This is a genomic window from Paenibacillus sp. 2TAF8, assembly GCF_052114825.1.
Taxonomy (GTDB): Bacteria; Bacillota; Bacilli; order Paenibacillales; family Paenibacillaceae; genus Paenibacillus.
Genome location: NZ_JBFRFN010000011.1, coordinates 38,399 through 61,281 on the forward strand (window position 1 = coordinate 38,399; position 22,883 = coordinate 61,281).

20 protein-coding genes are annotated in these 22,883 nt (G+C 45.1%); 6 read left to right on the plus strand and 14 right to left on the minus strand.

The features are described from left to right. Window positions 1-116 precede the first annotated feature (116 nt). A complete protein-coding gene (locus tag AB4Z30_RS17330; RefSeq protein WP_441928563.1) occupies window positions 117-1,916 on the plus strand; it encodes an Rqc2 family fibronectin-binding protein in 1,800 nt (599 codons plus the stop codon). 217 nt (window positions 1,917-2,133) lie between these two features. Here the strand turns inward: AB4Z30_RS17330 and AB4Z30_RS17335 are convergent, their stop codons facing one another. The 8 genes from AB4Z30_RS17335 to AB4Z30_RS17370 form a co-directional block, all read right to left on the minus strand. Next, window positions 2,134-2,997 carry a PHP domain-containing protein gene (locus AB4Z30_RS17335; RefSeq protein WP_441928565.1) on the minus strand — a complete coding sequence of 288 codons (864 nt, stop codon included), beginning with the start codon at window positions 2,995-2,997 and terminating at the stop codon, window positions 2,134-2,136. Window positions 2,998-3,092: 95 nt separating this feature from the next. Then, complete coding sequence (locus AB4Z30_RS17340) at window positions 3,093-4,004, minus strand: selenium metabolism-associated LysR family transcriptional regulator (RefSeq protein WP_441928567.1); 912 nt, start codon at window positions 4,002-4,004, stop codon at window positions 3,093-3,095. A 141-nt stretch (window positions 4,005-4,145) separates the two neighbouring features. Further along, window positions 4,146-4,583: a hypothetical protein gene (locus tag AB4Z30_RS17345; RefSeq protein ID WP_090923653.1), complete on the minus strand. Its 438-nt coding sequence runs from the start codon at window positions 4,581-4,583 to the stop codon at window positions 4,146-4,148. A gap of 164 nt (window positions 4,584-4,747) precedes the next feature. After that, complete coding sequence (locus AB4Z30_RS17350) at window positions 4,748-5,011, minus strand: YlbG family protein (RefSeq protein ID WP_026080981.1); 264 nt, start codon at window positions 5,009-5,011, stop codon at window positions 4,748-4,750. A 93-nt stretch (window positions 5,012-5,104) separates the two neighbouring features. After that, a complete protein-coding gene (locus tag AB4Z30_RS17355; RefSeq protein WP_441928569.1) occupies window positions 5,105-5,542 on the minus strand; it encodes a YlbF family regulator in 438 nt (145 codons plus the stop codon). Window positions 5,543-5,638: 96 nt separating this feature from the next. Then, the gene (locus AB4Z30_RS17360; protein ID WP_441928571.1) at window positions 5,639-7,447 is read right to left on the minus strand and encodes a helicase-associated domain-containing protein; all 1,809 of its coding nucleotides are present in this window, start codon (window positions 7,445-7,447) and stop codon (window positions 5,639-5,641) included. A 33-nt stretch (window positions 7,448-7,480) separates the two neighbouring features. Further along, window positions 7,481-9,214 carry a DNA repair helicase XPB gene (locus tag AB4Z30_RS17365; RefSeq protein WP_441928573.1) on the minus strand — a complete coding sequence of 578 codons (1,734 nt, stop codon included), beginning with the start codon at window positions 9,212-9,214 and terminating at the stop codon, window positions 7,481-7,483. Between the two features lie 146 nt (window positions 9,215-9,360). Beyond that, window positions 9,361-10,533, minus strand: a complete 1,173-nt coding sequence (locus AB4Z30_RS17370; RefSeq protein ID WP_441928575.1) for a M20 family metallopeptidase — start codon at window positions 10,531-10,533, stop codon at window positions 9,361-9,363. A 210-nt stretch (window positions 10,534-10,743) separates the two neighbouring features. On the opposite strand from AB4Z30_RS17370, the gene AB4Z30_RS17375 reads away from it, so the two are divergent. Both AB4Z30_RS17375 and ftsW read left to right on the plus strand, forming a co-directional pair. Then, entirely contained in the window at window positions 10,744-11,091 is a 348-nt protein-coding gene (locus AB4Z30_RS17375) for a YugN family protein (protein WP_090923657.1), read from the plus strand. Between the two features lie 12 nt (window positions 11,092-11,103). Beyond that, a complete protein-coding gene (ftsW, locus tag AB4Z30_RS17380) occupies window positions 11,104-12,390 on the plus strand; it encodes a putative lipid II flippase FtsW (RefSeq protein ID WP_441928578.1) in 1,287 nt (428 codons plus the stop codon). 102 nt (window positions 12,391-12,492) lie between these two features. Here ftsW and AB4Z30_RS17385 read toward each other — a convergent pair whose 3' ends face one another. Continuing rightward, a complete protein-coding gene (locus tag AB4Z30_RS17385) occupies window positions 12,493-12,855 on the minus strand; it encodes an Asp23/Gls24 family envelope stress response protein (protein WP_434750339.1) in 363 nt (120 codons plus the stop codon). 184 nt (window positions 12,856-13,039) lie between these two features. Here AB4Z30_RS17385 and cax point away from each other — a divergent pair, with 184 nt between their 5' ends. Further along, complete coding sequence (gene cax, locus AB4Z30_RS17390) at window positions 13,040-14,110, plus strand: calcium/proton exchanger (protein WP_441928580.1); 1,071 nt, start codon at window positions 13,040-13,042, stop codon at window positions 14,108-14,110. A gap of 175 nt (window positions 14,111-14,285) precedes the next feature. Here cax and AB4Z30_RS17395 read toward each other — a convergent pair whose 3' ends face one another. The 5 genes from AB4Z30_RS17395 to AB4Z30_RS17415 all read right to left on the minus strand — a co-directional run bounded on the left by AB4Z30_RS17395 (window position 14,286) and on the right by AB4Z30_RS17415 (window position 19,384). Then, the gene (locus AB4Z30_RS17395; RefSeq protein ID WP_111271074.1) at window positions 14,286-14,579 is read right to left on the minus strand and encodes a YlaN family protein; all 294 of its coding nucleotides are present in this window, start codon (window positions 14,577-14,579) and stop codon (window positions 14,286-14,288) included. A gap of 221 nt (window positions 14,580-14,800) precedes the next feature. Then, window positions 14,801-15,046, minus strand: a complete 246-nt coding sequence (locus tag AB4Z30_RS17400; RefSeq protein ID WP_090923662.1) for an HPr family phosphocarrier protein — start codon at window positions 15,044-15,046, stop codon at window positions 14,801-14,803. A 96-nt stretch (window positions 15,047-15,142) separates the two neighbouring features. Further along, window positions 15,143-16,258, minus strand: a complete 1,116-nt coding sequence (locus AB4Z30_RS17405) for an aminopeptidase (protein ID WP_441928583.1) — start codon at window positions 16,256-16,258, stop codon at window positions 15,143-15,145. 110 nt (window positions 16,259-16,368) lie between these two features. Further along, window positions 16,369-17,226: a hypothetical protein gene (locus tag AB4Z30_RS17410; RefSeq protein ID WP_441928585.1), complete on the minus strand. Its 858-nt coding sequence runs from the start codon at window positions 17,224-17,226 to the stop codon at window positions 16,369-16,371. A gap of 181 nt (window positions 17,227-17,407) precedes the next feature. Next, window positions 17,408-19,384 (minus strand): GGDEF domain-containing protein, encoded by a 1,977-nt coding sequence (locus AB4Z30_RS17415; RefSeq protein ID WP_441928587.1) that lies wholly within the window; start codon window positions 19,382-19,384, stop codon window positions 17,408-17,410. A gap of 465 nt (window positions 19,385-19,849) precedes the next feature. Between AB4Z30_RS17415 and rpsD the strand changes: the two genes are divergently transcribed. Beyond that, window positions 19,850-20,449, plus strand: coding sequence for a 30S ribosomal protein S4 (gene rpsD, locus AB4Z30_RS17420; RefSeq protein ID WP_441928589.1), 600 nt, complete (start codon window positions 19,850-19,852; stop codon window positions 20,447-20,449). A gap of 199 nt (window positions 20,450-20,648) precedes the next feature. Further along, on the plus strand, window positions 20,649-22,754 hold the full coding sequence (locus tag AB4Z30_RS17425) for a methyl-accepting chemotaxis protein (protein ID WP_441928591.1): 2,106 nt from the start codon (window positions 20,649-20,651) through the stop codon (window positions 22,752-22,754). The last annotated feature ends 129 nt before the right edge of the window (window positions 22,755-22,883 follow it).

Consider the following 22,883-nt stretch of genomic DNA (forward strand, 5'->3'; position numbering starts at 1 on the left):
AACCACTCGTTAATAACATTGTTATTACATATGCTGCGGTTGCCTGTTAACCGTTATAGATGAAGCATTCCGCATGAACTCATGCAGATGCTCGATAGAGAGAGGAAGTGGATAATATGGCACTTGACGGTATCGTTACCAGAGCCATCGTACATGAGCTGCAAGGCTGTATCGGAGGGCGTATCAGCAAAATTCATCAGCCAAATGGCCATGATGTGGTGCTCACCCTGCGTGCCCAGCGCGGCAACAGCAAATTGCTTGTTTCGGCAAGCCCAACGTATCCGCGTGTACATTTTACAGAAAAGACATTTTTGAATCCAACAGAAGCACCGATGTTTTGCATGCTGATGCGCAAGCATTGCGAAGGAGCTATCATTGAAAATATCCGTCAGATCGGTATGGAACGGATCATTCATATTGATGTACGTCAGCGGGACGAGCTTGGCGACGTTTCGGCCAAACGCATCATCATCGAACTCATGGGTCGCCATAGTAATATCATTTTGCTTGACCCTGCAACGGATACGATATTGGATGGGATTCACCACGTCACACCATCCATTAGCAGCTATCGTGTGATTATGCCAGGCTTTTCTTACACAGCACCGCCTGAACAGCATAAAATCAATCCGTTAGAGGTGTCCCAAAACGAGTTTGAGCAGATGGCTGCGGCAGCCTCAGATGCAGACGGAAATGAAGCTGTATCACAAACGGACACAACAAAAACGGCTATAGAAGTAAAAGCAGACGCTTCACGCTGGCTGGTCAATGCTTTTAGTGGAATGAGTCCGCTGATTGCAGGCGAGATTGCAACTCGAACCGTTTCCAATTCAGACCATATTGAGGCAGGAGCACTTTGGACTGCTTTTGAGTCAGTCATCGAATTTGTAAAAGAACATCAATACACTCCTGTAACAGGACTGAATGCCAAAGGAAAAATGATCTTTTCCGCCATTCGATTGCACAGTATTCAAGATCAAGAAAAAACATATGATACGATGAGCAAATGTATGGAGGATTACTACGGAGACAAGGCCGAGCGAGATACTGTTAAACAAAGAGTCAGCGACCTTCTCCGTTTTTTGCAAAATGAGCGTAGCAAAAATATTAAAAAGCTCGACAACCTGAACAAGGACTTGCTTGAGGCCGACGATGCGGACAAGTACAGACTGTGGGGTGAGCTGTTATTTGCTTCCCTGCACTTGGTTAACAAAGGTGACAAAAGTGTAGAGCTTGTTAACTTTTACGATGAGGATCAGGGTAACATTACGATCCAGCTTGATCCATTGCTCACGCCATCCGATAATGCACAGCGTTATTTCAAGCGTTATAACAAATACAAAAACAGTCTGGCTGTCATTCACGAACAACTTGGCAAAACAAAGGATGAAATTGCCTATCTGGACAACCTGCTTCAACAGCTGTCCATCGCTTCCATGAATGATATCGAAGAAATTCGAGACGAGCTTGTACAGCAGGGGTATCTGCGTGATCGGAACAAGAAAGGCAAGAAAAAGAAGAAAAATGATCGTCCAACTGTGCATCAGTTCACTTCATCAGAAGGTATTGACATTCTGGTCGGTAAAAACAATCTACAGAACGAATACGTGACCAATCGTCTGGCATCAGCTAATGATACTTGGCTGCATACCAAGGACATTCCGGGTTCCCATGTCGTCATTCGCAGCACCGATTTTGGTGAAGCTACGCTGGAGGAAGCCGCACAGCTTGCAGCTTACTTCAGCCAAGCGAAGGAATCAAGCAGCGTGCCAGTGGACTACACGTATATTCGTCACGTTCGCAAACCAAGTGGTGCGAAACCTGGCTTTGTCATTTACGACCATCAGAAAACTCTGTTTGTAACACCAAACGATGAATTAATTAAAAGTTTACCGTCCACGATAAAAAATGGATAAGCCGCCACATATCTCATAGGTTGAGATATTAACGCAACCTGAAAAATCCCCCTGCCAGCAAAGGCCGAGGGGATTTTTCAGGTAATATTATATATTTAGAACAGTAGTACATGTCACTCGAATTATTAATTCCTGATTGTATTTTCATTCATCAAACCGTATGATAATTCTTCATTAATTCAACTATTCTATTTAAGGATACACCATCTCATTGATGTTACCTCTTGCTGTGTGCAGCCGCTTGCAGTCTTTCGAGCACATCAACCGATATCGTCTTGCTACCCAGATCTCCATGAAAAACAACGCCCTGTCGCTCGCCATGGTAATCTGAACCACCTGTCACAATAAGATCATATTCCCTGGCCATTTCAGCATATCTGCGTTCCTCTTCCGGGCCATGGTCTGAATGAAATACCTCAATGCCATCCGGAAAGGATTCTGCGATAATTCGACGTACCAATTCATCATCGCTATAGAGACCAGGATGGGCAATAACAGAGGCTCCGCCCGCTGCTCTGATCCACTCGCACGCATCCATCGGGGTAACTCGGGGTACTGACACGAAACCAGGCTTGCCTTCAGCAAGATAGCGATCAAATGCATCTCGCATATCGACAGCGTATCCTTTCTTCACCAACACGTCAGCCATATGAGGTCTGCCAATGCTCTCATCCGGCTCTAGCGGTCGGCCCAATTCATCTAACACTTCCTGCCAGCTTATATCCAACCCCAGTTCCTGAAGTTTGCCGATAATCAGATGATTACGCTTATCTCTTGCGTCTCTTAATCCACGCAACCGCTGCAGAAATAACTCATCCTCCGTATTTACGTAATAACCGAGCACATGAATATCTTTACCACCAGCCCTTGTGCTGATTTCAACTCCAGCAATAACTTCTATACCGCACTCTTTTCCCGCTCGCTTGGCTTCTGCTACACCAGCTACCGTATCATGATCAGTTAAGGCTACTGCAGCTAATCCTCTCTGTTTTGCAAGCTTCACGTTATCAGCTGGTGGTTGCATACCATCTGAAGCCTGACTATGCGTATGAAGATCACAGCGTCCTTGATGCTTATTCATGGGCCATCCTTCCTTTCATATAATATGCTGACTATTCTTCTCACACGTCGGATTTTATAAATCCTCGATTGTACCTACTCCTATATAGTTCATACTTAAACCTGTTCTCCCCGCTCTTGCTCCTGTTGACGCAAATATCCCAGAAAGGCAACAGCCGACAGCGGCAACAAAGAGGACTTGAGGTGAATCGCGTAAAACTGCCGCTTGAATTCAAGTCCGCGTATATCCACAATGTGAACAAGCCCCAGAGCCAGTTCATGCTGCACGGACGAAGGAGACAACATGGTAATGCCTACGCCCGCCTCCACAGCCGATTTGACGGCACCTGTACTTCCAAGCTCCATGACTACATTCATATCACTCGGGTCTATTTTTTTCTTTTTCAGTTGACCTTCCATGACCTGCCGTGTGCCTGATCCTTCCTCACGAAGCACGAATGGGTAATTCATAACCTCTTCCAGGTTCACTTTACCGCGTCCTGCCAAATCATGCCCTGCTGGTACAATTAGTTTCAGTTCGTCCTGCATCACAGGTTCGACGATCATATCCGGGTGATTTACCGGTGCTTCAATTAATCCAAAATTCAACTGATGCTTCAAAATCTCATCCATGATCTGGGTGGTATTCATCACTTTCATCACAATGGAGATATCGGGATACTGCTTTGCAAAAGGCCCAAGCATGCGTGGTAACACATATTCACCAATGGTCAAGCTTGCTCCAAGTTGTAATCTTCCCTGCAATTTCTGCGTAAAAGCAGACATGGCTTCATCTGTTTGACGAACCAGTTCTACACTTCGCTTGGCATGAGGCAGTAACGTCCTTCCTGCCTCCGACAATTCTATTTTCTTGGTGGAACGATGCAGCAGTTTAGTACCGAAATAGTCCTCGAGCGATTGGATCTGCATCGTCACGGCCGGTTGTGTCATATGTAATGCCTGCGCAGCTGCGGAAAAACTCCCCTTCTCCGCAACCGTATAAAAAATGTGCAACTGATGAAAATTCATATCTTCGCCCCTCTTCTATTACACTTACTATATTGTATCCGATTTCCAGTCTGGCAACAAAAAAAAGCATGCAGCTTGTCTGCATGCGTTGTACATAAAATGTCACATAAAATCTATGATTGCAATCTCAAATCTGCTTCATCATCTATGCTTTCGGCTATTTTTGACCAGGGTCATTCTTCTCGAGTGTCTCAGCCAAGAATAATACGACTTCAGGTCTCTCAGTTCAATCGTCTCCGACATACGCCCCAGAAACGTCACTACAATCATTTTGTGCAGCGGATTGCCTGTAATATCGTATTCTCCTTCAAGCTCGGAAAACTCAGCAACCACCACCAGATCATCGTCAATCAGATAAACATCCTGTTCATTGCGGTAATATGGTGTTACCCTGTCCTGCTTCAGACACTCCCATAACCAAGCCGCAATATGGTCATCATCACTCCGTGCAGGCTCAATACGGTCTGCATACCGCATCTTTGCATGATGGGTAATGACGATGTCAGCCACTTTCTTGTCTCCGAGAGCCACAAAAAACGGCTCGTAGGTGCTCCAACGTTGCATCACCTTATCACGCATGGGAATCACTCTCCACCAGATAGGACTTTCTATCTATTTATTACCAAATATATTACAACATTAGTCCCGTAACAACAAGGCGTAAGTTTAATTTTTTTCGCAAAAGTCCGTTAATGTTTCTTTTTAAGAAAAGAGCGACCGGCTGGCCCCTCCTATGTTTCCTGCTATATTCCGTAAAAGCTTGTTTTGTCCATCGTCTTGCTGGCATACTCGGTTTTAATCTCGTTTCGATAGGAGCGCTCAATTTTGCGCACATAGGAAAGTCGCTTTACGTTTTTCATCGTATCGTCAGCCCGTTCTGCATTAACATACATCACAACATAATGCATACGGCGGGAGATATAATGCACGGTACCATATTTTTCGAGATTGCGGGCCGCTTTCAAATCACTAACCCAAATAATAAATCCTGTTCTTTCCGCGAACACCATCGATTCCCCGCCCTTCTATAAATGGAGACCGGCCCTCGAAAGGCCCGGTCTGTTCTAAGTTTAAAAACTATAATGTAACTGTCTTCGGGTTTAACTGCACCCACATTTGCCACCACTGCCACAGCCGCCTTTAGGATTGGGATCGTTACTCGGCACCTTAATGGTGGTCGATACAGCAAAAGCAATGGTTTCGGACATTTGGAACAACATCTCATCCAATGCTTGCTCAGCCTGCTTGAAACGAATCACGGCTTCGAAGGATTCCAGTTCTTTCTCGAGCGCTTCCACCTGATCCTTCGCTGCGTGATAGTCGGGATGAAAGTGACCAAAGCGTTGTGTTTCTTCAAAAAGCTCTTTCTTGGCATTCAATCTACGGATGCCCTCCTGAATCTCAGAACTTGTTTCGACTTGCTGCTTCCAATATAAGTAATCCGACACTTCGGCAGATTGGTTAATCATGTCGCCCAGTTCATATGCGCCCGTTAACACTTGGGCCATATCGACCGTGTTTATTTCCGCTACGCTCATGAATTATTCATCCTATCTATATATAAAGTTCTACTTAACGTAGACTACTTCATCATAGCATATCCTAGAATAGTTAAGAAGAGTTTTTCCTGTAGACTAGACTTCATCAGGCAGAATAAGCCGCATTGTATCCCAGCCTTCCGGAGTAAATGTTCGCCATTCGATAGGTGAAGCGAATGGACTCGAATCCAGAATGCACCACCCTTCCAGCATCCACTGCTCATGACCCTCCAACTGATGAGGAATCAGAACAAACGTATCGTTACCCTGTTGAATGCCCAATTTCACCTGCCATTCGATGGCTCGGGCAGCAATTTGACGTGCAGTTGATAGATGATACTTTCTCCATTCCTTATGCCAAATCTCTGGTACATCAGCCTTTCTCCGGCTCCACGCTACTTTTTCGTCCATATCTTGATCCAAATCAGAATCAATATCATTATGCCCCGCCGTCATACCTGGCATATGAGATCGTTGAATTAATCCTGCTGTCTCCGACTTGTAAAAATGGTTCTGATTCATCTCCATCCTCTCAGAGGTTTTCATACCTTTCGCAGTCTCTAATTCACCGACCTGTCTCTCCTTTTCTGAGTACGGGCATTCTGAGACCAAAGGCAATGGAAGGAGCAACTTGTGATCTGGTACAGTCTCGCTACCTTTTGCCCAGTCTTGCAAAGCAGCAAGGATATGTTCCGGCAATTCCCCCTGTCCATGCCTCCGTAAGAAATGCACGATGGATTCCAATTTTATTCCACTGGAAACGGCTGTTTCCATTCGTTCTTTGGATATTCTATATATAGACATCTGGTCGCGTGTAATCCGTTCACTGCAGTGCTCCAATCTCCAGCAAACTTCCGCGGAAACATCCGGCGGTACCATAACTTCAAAATCTGGTTGCACATAAAATTTACTAGATTGTCTCTCTTCTTGCTTGTACATCTCTGAACGTTGAATATGTTCCGTTTCCTTTTTCAAAAGCTCAGCTGGAGGGGTCAGCCAGCGAAACGCCAGCCCCCCATTTTTTTCCTCGCCAACTTCACCAAACCCCAAGCCAGCCAAAGCATGAAGCCAACTTCTGATCCCTATATCTCCTTTTGGATTCGGTACACGGCACCACTGTTTCAAGCCAGGCGTCAGTCCCGCCAACTGATAGCGAAAGTGTTGCATCTCTGCTCCGGACCCTCCATATCTATCCATACACACTCGGAAAATTTCACGATGCATCACAGACCAAGGCAACCTTATCCACTGCTGAAGCTTATCTTGCCTGACCTCGAACCCCCAGTCCATTTTCTGTAACAAGTTCAAACAAAGCAATAGATCCAGCAGAATGACCACATGCACCGGATATAAGTCTTTATGATCATAGGTAATCTCCAAATGTTCGAAATCATCTTGAGACAATATCGTTAATGTGCTTAACTTTTGTATGCTTCTCTTATGTATGGAGCCTTTTCCTGTCAGAGGCAGCCCCTCCCTGTGAATCCATGCAAGCAGATGAAGCAGTTCTCCAGCGATATGCGCTTTCCCTTCTTTAACGACACGTTTAACGGATGCAACCATCGGCTCCACAGTATATCCAACACGATCTGCATAAACCGATGTCAAAGTAGACAAATAACATTCAGGGATATGATAGGAGTGTTCTCCCCAGCTTTTATATACAGATTTGATCCATTGTTTACGACGAAGCATGGCAAAAGCAAGCCTGGCTTCAGCTCCACTCAGCCCTTCCTTAGCCCAATCTTCAGAAGGCAGGAGAGAAGAGAACGTTTGACCCGCATACTTGTGAAAAATAGTACCTAACACCCGGCGCTCCGCATTCGTAAGTGTAGACCACAATTCGAGTTCAGGCACCCTTCCCGATTGCACCACTTGTTCCATTCCTAATTCAAAGTCAGACATCTTGATTTCCCTCCTCTTCCGCAACAGGTTAGGTTAATGAACCGTACCCTGCTCATATACAATGGCATATTCATAGCCCTGCTCTACCAAAAACATCTGCCGATTTAACGCAAAGTCCTGTTCCTTGCTGTCCTCCGAAACCAGTGCATAGAAATAAGCTTTGTTTTCGCCTGCTTTGGGGCGCAAAATCCGTCCTAGCCGCTGAGCTTCCTCTTGCCTTGAACCAAAGCTACCCGAGATTTCGAGTGCCACCGCAGCATCCGGCAAATCAACCGCAAAATTGGCGACCTTGGATACAACAATCGTCCGAATCTCACCCTTTCGAAAAGCAGAAAACAACTGAACACGTTCCTGCTGTGACATCGATCCAGAAATTAGAGGTGCATCAATTTCCCGGGCAATCATCTCAAGCTGGTCAAGATATTGCCCAATGACAAGTGTTGGCAGATTTTGATGGCGTTCCAGTAAGCGCTTTACAACCTTTAGTTTTGCAGGATTTTCAGCTGCAAGACGAAATTGATGTTTACCCTCAGCCTGCAAATAAGTCGATCTTAATTCGGGAGAGAAGGGTACCCTCACTTCCTGACACTTTACCTCAGCAATCCAGCCTTGCTGCTCCAGCTCTTTCCAAGGCATATCATATAACTTGGGGCCGATTAGCGAGAATACATCCTGTTCACATCCGTCTTCACGAATAAGCGTAGCGGTCAAGCCTAGACGGCGCGTTGCCTGTATATCTGCTGTAGCCCGAAAAACAGGCGCAGGCAACAAATGTACTTCATCATAGATGATGAGTCCCCACTTTCGTTCCTGCAAAAGATGAATGTGAGTAAACTCCGCATCCTTAGACTTCCGATGAGTCAGAATTTGATAAGTTGCCACTGTCACCGGTCTCACCTGTTTTTTCTGACCCGAATATTCTCCTACCTGTTCTGCAGTAATCGTTGTTTTATCCTGAATCTCTTGTATCCATTGCCGTACAGACGTTGTATTCGACGTTAAAATAAGACATTCACATTGCAGTTGTTCCAGTACAGCCATGCCAATAATCGTTTTGCCTGCTCCACAGGGTAGTACCAAAAGCCCACTCCCCCCGATTCCTTCACCTCCTGCAAAAGCATCCACTGCCTTCTGCTGATAAGCACGAAGCGCAAACGCAGCTTGCTCTTTTTTTCCGTATGTACTGAAGGTGCTATCTTTTGAAGCATTTATATTAGACCGCCAGCTAAAAGCAAGATCATTCCCTTTCCGATATCCAGCATAATCCAATACGGGGTAACCAAGACGTGTCAGTTCCCTCTTCAATAAACCGCGCTTTTCTCCCGACAACACAAGCTCATGCTCGTTGGTTCGTTCCATACAAAATGCAGATATCGATTTCATGCTACTCAGCTCATCCAGCAGGTGCTGGTCTTCGCTAGTTAGACGCATTCGGGTATGGTCCGGTTCGGCATGCAACTTTAATTTGCCGTATTGCTCCATAATTCTGCGCACATCCTGTGTAAGAGCTGAAGGAACATTCCAGCGTGAGATCAGCTCTAAGCTCTTGTTCACACGTTCCGCATTCCAGCCTAATGCTGCCGCATTCCAAAGCGACAAGGACGTAATACGATACGTATGAAACGTTGTCGGTGTCTTCACGAGTTCAGCGTACATACTGAGCTGCGTCCTAGCTGTTTCAAACCCGGGATGTCCCACTTCGAGCAATACCGTGAAATCACGCTGTACAATACAAGCACCCGACTGATTCTGATTGAACATCTCCATCTTTTCCACACCCATTTCATATCATCATCTGAACAAAAGATTTTCATTACAACACAACCGATGACAATTATCATTTTCATCCAATCAAACAAAAAAAAAGCATCCTGAACATACTTCGGTATGTTCAGGATGCCCAACTATGATTATCAGCATTCGGCTGCATAACTCTTCGCCATCGCAACAAACAGTTTTACGCCCGTCTGCATCGCATCTTCGTCAAAATCAAACATCGGATGATGATGTGGATACATTGCATTTTTCTCCGGATTGCCTGCACCGACAAACATGAAGCATCCTGGAACCTTTTGCAAATAATAAGCAAAGTCCTCGGCAGGCATCAGCATTGGAGAGTTTTGCACCCGCTCTGCACCGAATACAGACGTAGCTTCATTGAAAAAGCGAGCGGTCTCCTGGGCATCATTTACCACAGGCGGATATCCCATAATGTATTTCACCTGAGTTTCTGCACCATGTGCAGCTCCTGTCTGAGCCACCATGGTAAGTACACGTTCTTTCATTCCTGTCCGCGTCTCTTCATCAAACGTCCGCACTGTGCCGCTCAGCTTGCATTGCTCCGCAATAACATTTTGCGCAGAACCGGCTTGCATCGTTCCAATGGTTAATACCGCTGGACGTAATGGATCAACCGAGCGGCTGACTATTGTCTGAAGCTGCATTACAAGTGCGGAGCCCGCTACGACACTGTCAACAGTAGCTTGCGGCATGCCTCCATGACCGCCTTTTCCTTTGATATCAATGTAAAAGTCATCTGCCGCAGCCATCATCGGCCCTGCTGTGCTTGCAACCACGCCGACAGGAAGCGGCGTCCATAGATGAATCCCGTAGATAACATCTACACCTTCCAGCGCTCCGTCTGCAATGACCTGAACAGCACCGCCGGGAAGCAGCTCTTCCGCTGGCTGGAACAGAAAACGGATCTCTCCGCGAACCTCTTGTTTATGGCGACTGAAATAAAGCGCAGTTCCAAGTAACATTGAAATATGACCATCATGACCACAGGCATGCATCGCCCCAGCTTGCTGGGAGGCATATTCCACATCCTTCTCATCTTGGATCGGCAATGCATCCATATCGGCTCGAAGCATCACCACAGGCCCAGGCTTGTCTCCACGGAGTGTTCCTATAACCCCGTGGCCACCTACGTGACGTTTAACCTCAATACCAAAGCTATCCAGCATATCTGCCACAAAGGAGGATGTCTTCTCCTCATGAAAGGAAACCTCAGGATTGCGATGAAGGTGACGCCGCCATTCCACCATGTGGATCTGCAGATCTTCCCACCATATATTATTTGTCATATCATCCCATCCTTTCGATCCTTAACAGGGCTTGATTACAGCCCTAAACCTTCCTCTTTAAACCTATTGCTATATATTGTAGCAGAATTGAGCGAAAACCGATATGAAAGGCCTCTGGAAAGCTTGCACGAGAAGGGGAAACATACTATCATGAACTAGAGAAACACACGAGAATTATACTCGGAAGCTTATGAGGAGGATCAAACGCTTATGATTTTTGAGAATACAGGCTTGGATGGCTTGAAAAGCGACTTGGCATACCTGGATGAGAGCGCCGAGAAAGTCGGATTTGTCCGGTGGCAATGGGAATATTACCGTGCTACATATGACTACAAAATCGAAGATGAACAAACCAACTCAGAATACTTTGTACGCATTAATACGCGCGCGGTAGAAGGCAAACTGGAGAAACCCGATACGGTTCTGGCCGTTGAAGCCGTTTATCTGGGCAAAGCTACTTTCCCGCATGGACTTGATTACGACTCTTCCGTTCCACAGCCAGTCGTGAAGCTGGCCACCCAAAAATTGCAGCAGCTCAAAGAACTGCTCGAAGCTTAGGCGGGCCATATCATGAAACAACAAACGGCCCAAACGAGAACGAAGAGAGGCACGCCGGATTTTCAACTGCTAATCCTCACTTTATTGTTGGTGGGCTTTGGACTGGTGATGGTATTCAGCTCCAGTTCCAGCATCGCAATCGCAAGCGAAAGTTTTAACAACGATGCCCTTTACTTCACGAAAAAACAACTTATGTGGGCGATTATCGGTCTATTTGGCATGTTTTTTGCCATGAATATCCGCTTTAACAAGTACAAAAAACTCTATGCACCTTTTTTCCTGTTCACCACCGCACTACTCTTAATCGTGTTGGTATCCGGTGCCGTGTTAAATGGTGCAAGAAGCTGGATTCGCTTGTTTGGATTCAGTTTGCAGCCTGCAGAGTTCGCCAAAATCGCAATTATTTTATATTTGTCTGCACTCATCACCAAAAAGGGCGAACGTTTCCGTGATTTCAAGACTGGATATTTCCCTGTCCTGTTCATCGTCGGATTTATTGCAGGATTGATCATGCTTCAACCAGACTTTGGTACCTGTTTCATTCTGGTATCTACCTGCGGTCTTGTTATCTATGCTGGCGGAGCTAACATGAAGCATATTTTGGGTTCTATTCTTCTGGTAGTACTTGGTGGTGCACTTGCTTTTGGAGCGAGTGCCCTATTTTCCTCCATGTCTCCGGACACTCCTTCGGTGGACAGCACAACAACAGCGACAGCGAAGCAGAACTATAAAATCGGACGGATTCAAGCTTTCTTGGATCCTTTGTCAGATCCCACGGACGGAAGTCTCAACCTTTACCGATCTCTGGTTGCCATCGGTGACGGCGGTATTACAGGTTCAGGTATTGGACAAGGTACGATGAAGTTGCATTATTTGCCCAATGCTTATAATGACTTTATTTTTTCCGTCATTGGAGAAGAACTCGGTTTCATTGGAAGTGCACTGTTCTTGCTCGTTTACCTGTACTTTATCTGGCGAGGCATTATCGTCTCGTTACGTTGTCCAGATCCTTTCGGAACACTGGTGGGTATAGGTATCATGGGATTGATCGCAATTCAGGCCTTCATTAATATTGGAGGGGTCACTCAAACGATACCGGTAACGGGTGTTACACTCCCGTTTATCAGTTATGGGGGAACTTCACTCTTTGTTATGATGGTTGCCATGGGCATTGTGCTGAGCATTTCACGCACCAACAACATGGAAGCCATCAAGGAAGAGAAAACCAAATCGGTGACGGTGCAGACGCGTACATCTCCTGCGCTTCGTTCCCGCGATTCCATTCGCCGGGTTCGCTAATTAAAAAAAAGACTTTGCATCAAACAGATGCAAAGTCTTTTTTTGGTTTCTTCGTGTAAGGATAAGGAACAAGAAGATATGTTCATCTTCCCATCGTGAAGTTTAAAGATCGTCGCCTCTGAAAGATACACCTTCGACCTTCACATTGACTTCAACCACACGCAATCCGGTCATCGTCTCTACCGCTTCTCTTACATTCTGCTGAAGCATACGGGAAACTTCATGAATCGGGGTTTCGTACAGGACGATGATGCGCAGATCAATGGCTGCTTCCAGCTGGCCGACCTCCACGCCTACGCCCTTCTGCACGTTTTTACCACTGAGACGTTTCGCCCAGCCCTCTGACAAACCTCCAGACATTGCAGCGATTCCAGGTGTTTCCATTGCAGCCATTCCGGCAATTTTCGCAACCACGTCATCGGCAATCCGGATGTTTCCGCTCTCCATTTGAAGTTGTTCTGCCATGCCACATCCTCCTCCACTTCGTTACTCGTATTTTAAATCCTTTCCACCCTAAAAAGCAAATTTAACTGTAAAAGATGCGTTTACAACCTGCCACCATTTGGTTATATTGAAATATGAAATTAATCGCATAGGTACATAACGTAAATTTCAAAACAAAATAAGTGAATAACCGAGGTGTATTTTTGTGAGAAACCGGATTTCATCTTTTTTGCTGATTGCATTTTTTGCACTTAGTGCCATCGCCCACTTCTTGAAATGGGATTCGATTCTACAGTTCGTGATATCTGCCATTTCGGTTATTTTTGTGGCCGGATTTTTAGGTAAAGCAACTGAAAATGTAGCCCACTATGCCGGACAACGACTGGGAGGATTCCTGAATGCCACCTTCGGTAACGCAGCCGAATTAATCATTGCAATCTTCCTCGTGAAAGAGGGCTTGTTTGATATGGTTAAAGCTAGCCTGACCGGATCTATTATCGGTAATCTGCTGCTTGTACTGGGGCTCAGCATCTTTGCCGGAGGATTAAAGTTTAAAATCCAGAATTACAACGTTTCGCTTGCGGGGCTGAACGGCTCCCTGATGATCGTAGCCATCATTGCCTTATTTGTCCCGGCCGTATTTCTGAACACCCACTCCATTACGCAACGAGATACCAATACACTCAGCTTGATTGTTGCCGGATTGCTGATCCTAGCTTATATCGCCTGGCTAATCTTCTCTATGGTTACACATAAGAGCTATTTAGCGGACGTAACGGATGATCAGGACGAGGAACTTCCTCATGAGCATGCTCCGGCATGGTCGAAGAAAAAGTCGATTCTCTATCTCGTAATCGCCACAGTCATGGTTGCTTTTGTCAGTGAATGGTTGGTCGGCACACTTGAAGTATTTACTTCTGAGTTCGGACTGAGCGAGCTGTTTGTTGGTGCGTTCCTGGTCGCTATCATCGGAAACGCAGCCGAACACAGCGCAGCCATCATGCTTGCAATGAAAAACAAGATCGGAGCTGCTGTGGAAATTGCCGTTGGCAGCAGTTTGCAGATTGCGCTGTTTGTAGCCCCGGTACTGATCTTTGTCAGTTACTTCACTGGCCGTACGATGGATATCGTGTTTACCACCATTGAGTTGGTAGCTATCGGTGTGTCTGTTTTTATCGCCAAATCGATCACACAAGACGGCTCCACCAACTGGTATGAAGGTCTGCTGCTGCTTGTTGTGTATGTCATTCTAGGCGTTTCGTTCTTCTTGGTATAACGGAACAATTGCTTTGCAGTCATACCTGTATTACATGAATCAAAGACAGTCGAGGGAGTTCCTTTCCCCCGGCTATTTTTTACTACTACTGCAATATCAGACAATACGTCTTTGAATACAAAAAAAGCATGCAATGAATTTGCATGCCTTCTATTCTGACCCGCGCGATTGCAGGCTATTGCTCATTCTTTTTGTTCAAGGCTTCATATAAAATCGCCAAATTCCGCTCAAGCGCGCTAACCATCTGCTTACCTGTACCTTCTGGAAGGAGTCCTGCACGAACAGCAAAATCAACTTCCTTGGAGAATCCATACATCTGTGTATCCAATACTTCCTCATAGAGAGGGCAGTAGCGAGTAGCCAGATTCTCCATCTGTACTTCAATAAGCTTCTGTATTTTATCTGCATCTTCTTGAAGAAGACTGATTGCTTTCAGGTTCAGCTGGTCCTGCAGATCAGATGAAGTCATGCATCATTTCCCCCCTATGTCCCAAAAATCGCGTAAAGACGTTCTACCTCTAATATTAGACGAAATGAAGAGCTAATACAAGAACCTGACCAAAATAACCCCATGAGTTGTGAGCCGCATTATAGCCTTTTCTTTCTTTTTCAGGAACATCGGAATGACGGTATGTCCTGCTATGATTAAAAACACCCCTGCCAAAAGGCAGAGGTGTTTCTTAAAAGTCGTTATTCAGATGCAATGTTTACATTCAGGCCATGCTTTGCAAATACTTCTGACATAGCTGCCTTCGCTTCATCTGCATCCGGCCCATGAACATGCAGTTCATAGCTGTGCGTGCTAATCAACGTTGTAAACAAACCCAGAATACTTTTTACGTCGATATACTTGTTCTCTGAATGAAGCACGATTGAAGAAGTAAACTTGCCTGCTGTTTGAGCAATTTCCACTACAGCCGCGTTATTACTCGACATAGGAATCCCTCCGTCTTTTTACTTTTGGTATCATCTATTAATTACCACTACATGATACCGTGAATCCGCTTTCCTAGCAACTGCAAAATACAGTTCCTATTTCAACTGGTCCGGATTCAAACATTCCAGCTCAGGAATGACAAAGATGCCATCTTTACGAATCAGCACATCATCGAAATAAATCTCGCCACCACCATAGTCTGGACGTTGAATCAATACGAGATCCCAGTGAATGGATGAACGGTTCCCGTTATCTGTTACTTCATATGCCTGACCCGGCGTAAAGTGCAGGCTGCCCGCAATTTTTTCATCAAACAAAATATCTTTCATCGGGTGAAGAATGTGCGGATTGAAACCAATCGCGAACTCACCGATATGACGTGCGCCTTCATCTGAGTCCAAAATTTCATTCAATCGTTTCGTATCATTGCTGGATGCTTCCACGATTTTACCGTCTTTGAATGTGAATTTGATATTCTCAAACGTAATTCCATTATACAACGTCGGTGTGTTATAACTTATCGTGCCGTTAACGGAGTTGCGTACTGGTGCGCTGTAAACTTCGCCATCCGGAATGTTTTTCTGCCCGGAACACTTCTCTGCACCGATATCTTTGATGGAGAAGCTCAGTTCTGTATCTGGTCCTGTAATCCGTACTTTATCCGTACGTTGCATGAGACTCGCGAGTGAGTCTTGCGCTTTGTCCATTTTCGCATAATCCAGGTTACATACGTCAAAATAGAAGTCTTCAAATGCTTCCGTACTGGTGTTCGCAAGTTGTGCCATGCTTGCGTTAGGGTAACGAAGCACCACCCACTTCGTATGTTTAACACGTTGTTCGCTATGTACCGGATGGGAATACAGAGAATTGTAGAGCTTCATTTTTTCCTCCGGCACATCGGACAGATCATTCACGTTCTCCCCCGCACGAATGCCGATATAACAATCCATTTGTTTCATACGGTTCAGATCAATCTCTGCCCACGTTCTCATCATCTCTTCCGTAGCATCACGCAGCATCGCACGCTGAACGGTTCGATCCGTTAACTGCACAAAAACGTTACCGCCTTTTTTGCCCACTTCTTCAATAATGGCATTGATCAGATCACGCTCTGATCCAATCATCTCAACCAATACATTTTCTCCAGGCTGAACATCGACAGAATAACCTACGAGGTTCGCTGCAAGTTTCTGAATTCTTGGGTCCTTCATTTTGATAAATCCTCCTGTCATCTGCCATTCAATGAATTGAACAACGGTAAATTACGTTACTATTGTAGCACGCACCAAGAATCTCGTCAGCAGGCAGTCACAGGTTTTGTTTATTGAAATGATTTAAAATTTACATCGGTCACCAAAGCCTCCACATTACTCCGGTTGCTATTATCCCTGTACTTCACCTGACTTTCAGAGGAAAGTCGCATCGGCAAGCTGGTTTTACGATCGACAGTCAGATGGTAAACTGTGTGTACCTCAGCCTTTTCGATTAACTGTTGCATCGTATCCTTCCCCTGTTGCCACACCTTTTGCAAATTCTGCTCCAGTTCCTTCTTGTCTGCGCCTTTGACTTGTTTAGCCTTATGCATATATTCCTCACGAATGGAATCCATTTCATCCGTCAGTTGAGTTGCCGCCCAAGATTTTGCTTCCTCTGGCGCAAGCTCAATCCGCAGTATTTGTGTCTGACGTCCCGATCCATATTCGGATTGAATCGTTTTTTTCATACCATCGATCTTCTCTAATTGGGCAATAGGATTGAAACGGGACAACGCCCCTCGCAAAGGCTCATGCTCTGCCGTCAAAGCAGTCCACTGACCTTTATTTCGTTCAAATGAGGCACTGAAGCCGCTCGGTTGACCATTATTTTTTACCGCATTCAGACTTATTCCTGAACCCGCCGCAGTCACTGCACCTGGCAAGCGGGTTTGCAATGTCAGCCTGTCATGATCTTCCAGCTTGCCTTCAAATTTAAATTGGTTTTCAAACATGCCACTGTTCTCTCGTCTTAATCCGGCCTGGCCCTCGAATGTTAAGGTCTCTTTCCCGGCGATCCCGGATAATGCAAGTGAAAATATTTCTTCCGGCGTTCGATCATGCTGGAGCATTCCGCATCCTGAAACAATGGTTAGCGCGAGGCACAAAATTAGCGAAAAAGTAAACGTAGACCGACGGTTCAGCATATCCATTCCACCTTTCAGTCATTTTCTCCATAGATTGCCCACACACTATGCGCTTATACTTCATTCTTTATGGACCTGACGAATAGCCTGGACTTTTATTTCGTATATCAGATCCTCCAAAAAAACAAAAAGAGAGAAACGAATCCGCAACCGGAATGTTTCTCTCTTAACGTGTACCTTCCTAATCCTCTATGACGATTCGATTCCGGCCGCCGTTCTTTGCACAGTACAGGGCCATATCTGCACGATAAAACAGAGACTCCACACTTACCTTCTCATCCATCCAATTCCATTCAGCGATACCACTCGACACCGTTACAGACGGCCGGGTCTCCGCCTCAACTCGGGTCCGGATCCGTTCCGCATAGACAAGAGCTTGGTGAATTCCAATCTGGGGCATGTAGATCGCCAGTTCTTCACCGCCCCATCTTGCGCAGATATCCTCGGCTCGAACTGAACTTGTGACAATATCACTTACTTGTTTCAATACCTGATCCCCTGTCTGGTGACCGAAAGTATCATTCACCTGTTTAAACTGATCGATATCGACGACAACCAGTGAACCGCAGTAATCATGGGCCTGACGTTCATGAATAATATTATCCAAGTAATGCCTTACATAAAGTCCAGTCAACATATCGAGATTGGCCATTCGGCGCACTTCGGCATGCAGAGTTGCATTGGTCAGAGCAAGCCCGAGGTGAATCGATAACATTTGCAACAGTCTATAATTCTCGTAAGAGAAGAAATGCTCCCGCACATGGGATAACAAAATAGCGCTCTTCACCTGTCCGTCTACTCTGATCGGGGCTGCGATCAAAGACATTGCGCCCGTCAGTTCCATGAAGCTGGAAGTTACCTTATCAAATTGCGTATAGTCAGATATAATTAACGGCTCTTCTGTCTGATACATATAACCCGCAATCCCGGAATCCACCGGATACGTTCGATGTCGTATATCTTTTACATTGGTAGCCATCACCTCAAACCTGTTTGTGCTGTCATTTAATTGCAAAATGCAGCAAAAGTCGGCTTGAAATATGTTTTTAAGCTCCTGCTCGGAAAATTGATAAATCTCCATCAATTGCAGGCTTTTATTAAGGCGTTGTGTCAAATCATTGATTACACGAAGTTCCTGAATCAACATATGGGATTGTTCATGTAGTTTTGCATTTTCAAAAGCTGTCCCTGCTGTGTCTGCCATCATCGCAATCAGTTGCAAATCGGAATCTTCCATCAATTCCTCATTCATTTCGATATGAAAAACACCATATATCCCCTGCTTGCCTTTGAGTGGCAAACCAACTTCAATGATTSGCTTGTCCAACTCATCAGACCGGGAGACAATCAACCTACCTTCCATAAATGAGCGAACACAGATATCTTCTCCGCGTTCCTGAATAAGGAGTGGCTTAATACGAGGATTAAAGTTTCTCTGATCCTGAGACATATAGAGCATAATGTGTGTGGAAGGATACAGATAATCCATACTGACAAATACCTCATCCAAAATCGCCCCAACATCCATCTTGTCATGCATTCGCTGTACGATCTGAAAAAGAATGGATCTTCGGTGTTCCTCCCGGGCGGTATGTTCGTGTGCATGCAGCAAGTCCGTCATAAATATGTATTCAAATCTTCGGTAAAAGCAGGTACGGTAATGCAAGGCCTCAGATCGAACCACAGCTTCTGACGTTTTGGATCGGTGAGATTCAAAGACTAGAGCAATGAACACAGCAAATATATCTTTATTGATTCTTGAAAATAGAGGCTCGGCAATCAACAAATACTCTCCATGCTTACTGATTCCTCTTTTTGACAAAGTCTGTCCCTTTTCAGCACACTCCAAAACCAGTGAACGTACATTGATATCGGAATCCGTATCATGGTTAGAGTTCTTTCCCATGCACTCACCTTCTGTATTCCATACACTGTATTCAGCAATGGGTCTGTCCGGCACAGAATCTTTCTGGTTTGTCCAATCATGGAAAGCTTGTCCTAATAAATTACTTAAATATGAAAAGTCAAAAGGTGTGATATCCATTTTCTGCATCCACAACGCATGATCATCATGAGATGAACGCACAGTAAACGATGTGGAATCGCCCGCACTTCGCGAATTCAGACTGGCAGGTAAACTTCTTAGATGTTCCAACATGTCAGGCGCTCCTTTGCACCGTTTTTGCATCCTGGGCGGATGCATTAATCTGCATCGATTATCGCAAATCTGCAAAATATTAGCGAAACCTTGATACGTAACATTGTTTAAAGTTAAGATACCATCTATTTTACTCTGTTTGAAGCTTTTTTGCACTCATATTTCAGAAAATTGTCCCATTATTTTAGGCCTAATGACCTATCGACAAATTTAGACGTTTTTCTGACTTTATGTATTACTTGACTTTACTCCTTTCAGAATGTAAAATAAATTGTTGATGAAGACTACTAAAACGGTCTTTAAATTTGGGCATTACCGGTTGTGTCACCCTCATTCTTTTTGTTGCTTTCAGGACAGCGGCTGAACTTTCCTGATCGTTCTATGCGAGGCCAAGCCCGCATCAACAAATTGGAGCGCAAACAGAGCCCTATTATGAACTTTAACTAAAAAGGAGCTACTTTAAACATGGCACGTTACACTGGTCCTAAATTTAAATTAAGCCGTCGCCTCGGCATTTCCCTGAGCGGAACAGGCAAAGAATTGAAACGCCCTTTCCCTCCAGGTCAGCACGGAGCTAACCAACGCAGAAAAATGAGCAACTACGGTATGCAGTTGCAAGAAAAACAAAAATTGCGCCACATGTATGGTTTGGGTGAAAAACAATTCCGCACATTGTTCTCCAAAGCGCAAAAAATGCAAGGTATTGCCGGTGAGAACTTCATGTTCTTGCTTGAGTGCCGCCTTGACAACCTCGTTTACCGTACTGGCTTTGCTAACTCCCGCGCTGGAGCGCGTCAATTGGTAGCACACGGTCACGTAACAGTAAACGGTAAAAAAGTCGATATCGCTTCTTACCAAGTAAGCACTGGCGATGTAATCGGCTTGCGTGAAAGAAGTCGCGGTCTGACTTCCGTTAAGGAAGCTTTGGAAAACCGCAATCATCTTCCAGCATACGTTGAGTACAACGAAGCAGCTGTAGAAGGTAAATTCATCCGCTTGCCTGAGCGTGCTGAATTGTCCCAAGACATCGATGAAAAACAAATCGTCGAGTTCTACAACCGTTAATCGTTGGATCGCAACAAAAAAACAACTGTTCGAGATTTTCTCGGCAGTTGTTTTTTTTGTTGTTTTTTTCATTCCTCCCCCAAATCATCTTCATTACAAGCCTCTACATAACGATAATATAGTTATCTTCTTTTTTGATGAGGAACCACCAGCATAAAGAAACACGCACAAATAGAAAGACAACACAAGGGGGCTTCACATGTCATTTTTTCGAAATACCAAGCTTGCCGTAAAACTAGGATTACTGCTTGGATTAGTGCTCCTATGCTCAATCGGCGCATTAATTGCCTTTAACACCAAAGCCATATATGACAAAAGCCTACAATATGGTGAAGCTGTAGCGGAACAGTCAGCAAGCGCAGCTACAAGCGAATTTATGACTGACATCAACCAAGTAAAAAATACGCTCGACAGTTTGAGTACCACCCTCCTGGACGCTTCGAAAAATGGGACGCTAAACCGTCAAGATATCGTCCGACTTTTGGAAGAATACTTGAAGAAGGACAAAAAGGTTTTTGGCTATTATACCGGATGGGAGCCCAATGCTTTTGACGGCAAGGATGCCGAACATGTGAATATGAATAAGTATGATGATGAAACCGGCCGGTTTATCCCTTACGTTATCCAAGATGGAAGCTCGTTGCATATTGAACCGCTCACTACTTATGAGGGAAATAGTGAAACCAGTAAATACTATCAACAGCCGAAGGCAACCAAAACCATCTATTGGTCTGAGCCAACTACGTACAAGGTTGCCGGTAAAGAGACCTTGCTCGTATCCATCGTCCTGCCTTTACTTGACGAGAATAATACCTTTCTTGGCATCGTTGGGGCTGATTTTACGATTGAGGGTTTCCAGCAAAATATTGCATCTCTTAATCCCGATCAGGGCTATGCTATGCTGATTACCAGTGAAGGGCTCATTGCTGCGCACGGTTCAAGACCGGAACTGACCAAAGAGAATGCCGAGCTCTCTTCCAGTACCCAAACACTTATTCAGCGCATTCAGTCGAATGATACAGGGTTCTACACTACGGTTGACGATGGCACACCAGAATTATTTATTGCCGAACCCGCAAAGCTTCAAGGCTCCGATTCTAGCTGGCATCTAGTATCTGCATTACCGAAAAGCGTGATACTCCAGCCTTTTTACGATAGCTTAAAATGGTCTGTACTCATTGCTATATTAGCGGTGCTTCTGCTCGCAGGAGTAGTCACATTCACGATTATTTCCATTGTAAAACAGCTGAACAGAGTAAATGTTGTAGCCGGCCAACTTGCCGAAGGCGATCTAACTCAGACGTTACCTGTAAAATCGAAGGATGAATTCGGAGTCATGGCCACTCACATGAATGACATGATGAATACATTACGTCATACGATTTCTGTTATATCTGAACATGCCTTATCTGTTGGTTCAACTTCTCAGCAATTAACTGCCGGGGCAGAGGATACAAGCAAAGCCGCCGAGCAGATGGCACTTACCGGAATGGAAGTGGCAAACAAGGCGGAGAAGCAAGTTCAGGAGTTACTTCATTCCTCCCGTTCGATGAACGAAATATCCACGGGCATCGGAAGAATAGCTGAAGCTGCTGCCGAAGTAAGCAGTGCATCAAAATCAGTAACGGAACGAACTTCATACGGAACAGACAAGATGCAAGCAGCTATCTATATGGTGGAGAGTGCGAACACATCTGTCCAATCTTCCATGACTGCACTGGAGCAATTTAAACAGCGCTCGGAAGAGATTGGTCATATAACGGGCATGATTACCGAAGTAAGCCGTCAAACGAATCTTCTCGCCCTTAATGCTTCTATTGAAGCTTCACGAGCGGGGGAACATGGACGTGGATTTGGTGTTGTAGCTACCGAGATTCGCAATCTGGCTGAGCAATCCAGACAATCGGCTGCCGACATTGCCACGTTGATCCAATCGGTTCAAAAAGAGGTTCACGCTATCGTTGAAAATATGGAGAAAGGAAGCGCTGAGGTGACTCACATTGCCGATGTGATGAACGAGAGTGGTGAGCTGTTTTTATCCATCTCTTCACAGATCACCAACGTGAATGAACAAATTGCACAAGTCTCCACCATTGCAAAACAGATGTCAGGCGAGTCGCAACAGGTCGATTCATCACTCGAGCAGCTTAAAACGATTGGTCTGGAAACAGCGGCGCACGCCAGCGAGGTTGCCTCAGCTTCTGAGAAACAACTTGCATCCATGGAAGAAATCACTGCTGCTTCCGCTTCTTTGGCACATCTCACACAAGAACTGTTGGAACTCATCCAGCGTTTCAAAACCTAATCAGTATACGGGTACATTTTTTTCAATTCAACCTAATCTATATAGACCCCAAGGCTGGCCTGCTTAAATGCAGTTCCAGCCTTTTTCCTTACTTTTGCAACTCATGAAATGTCGTCCGATATCACATGC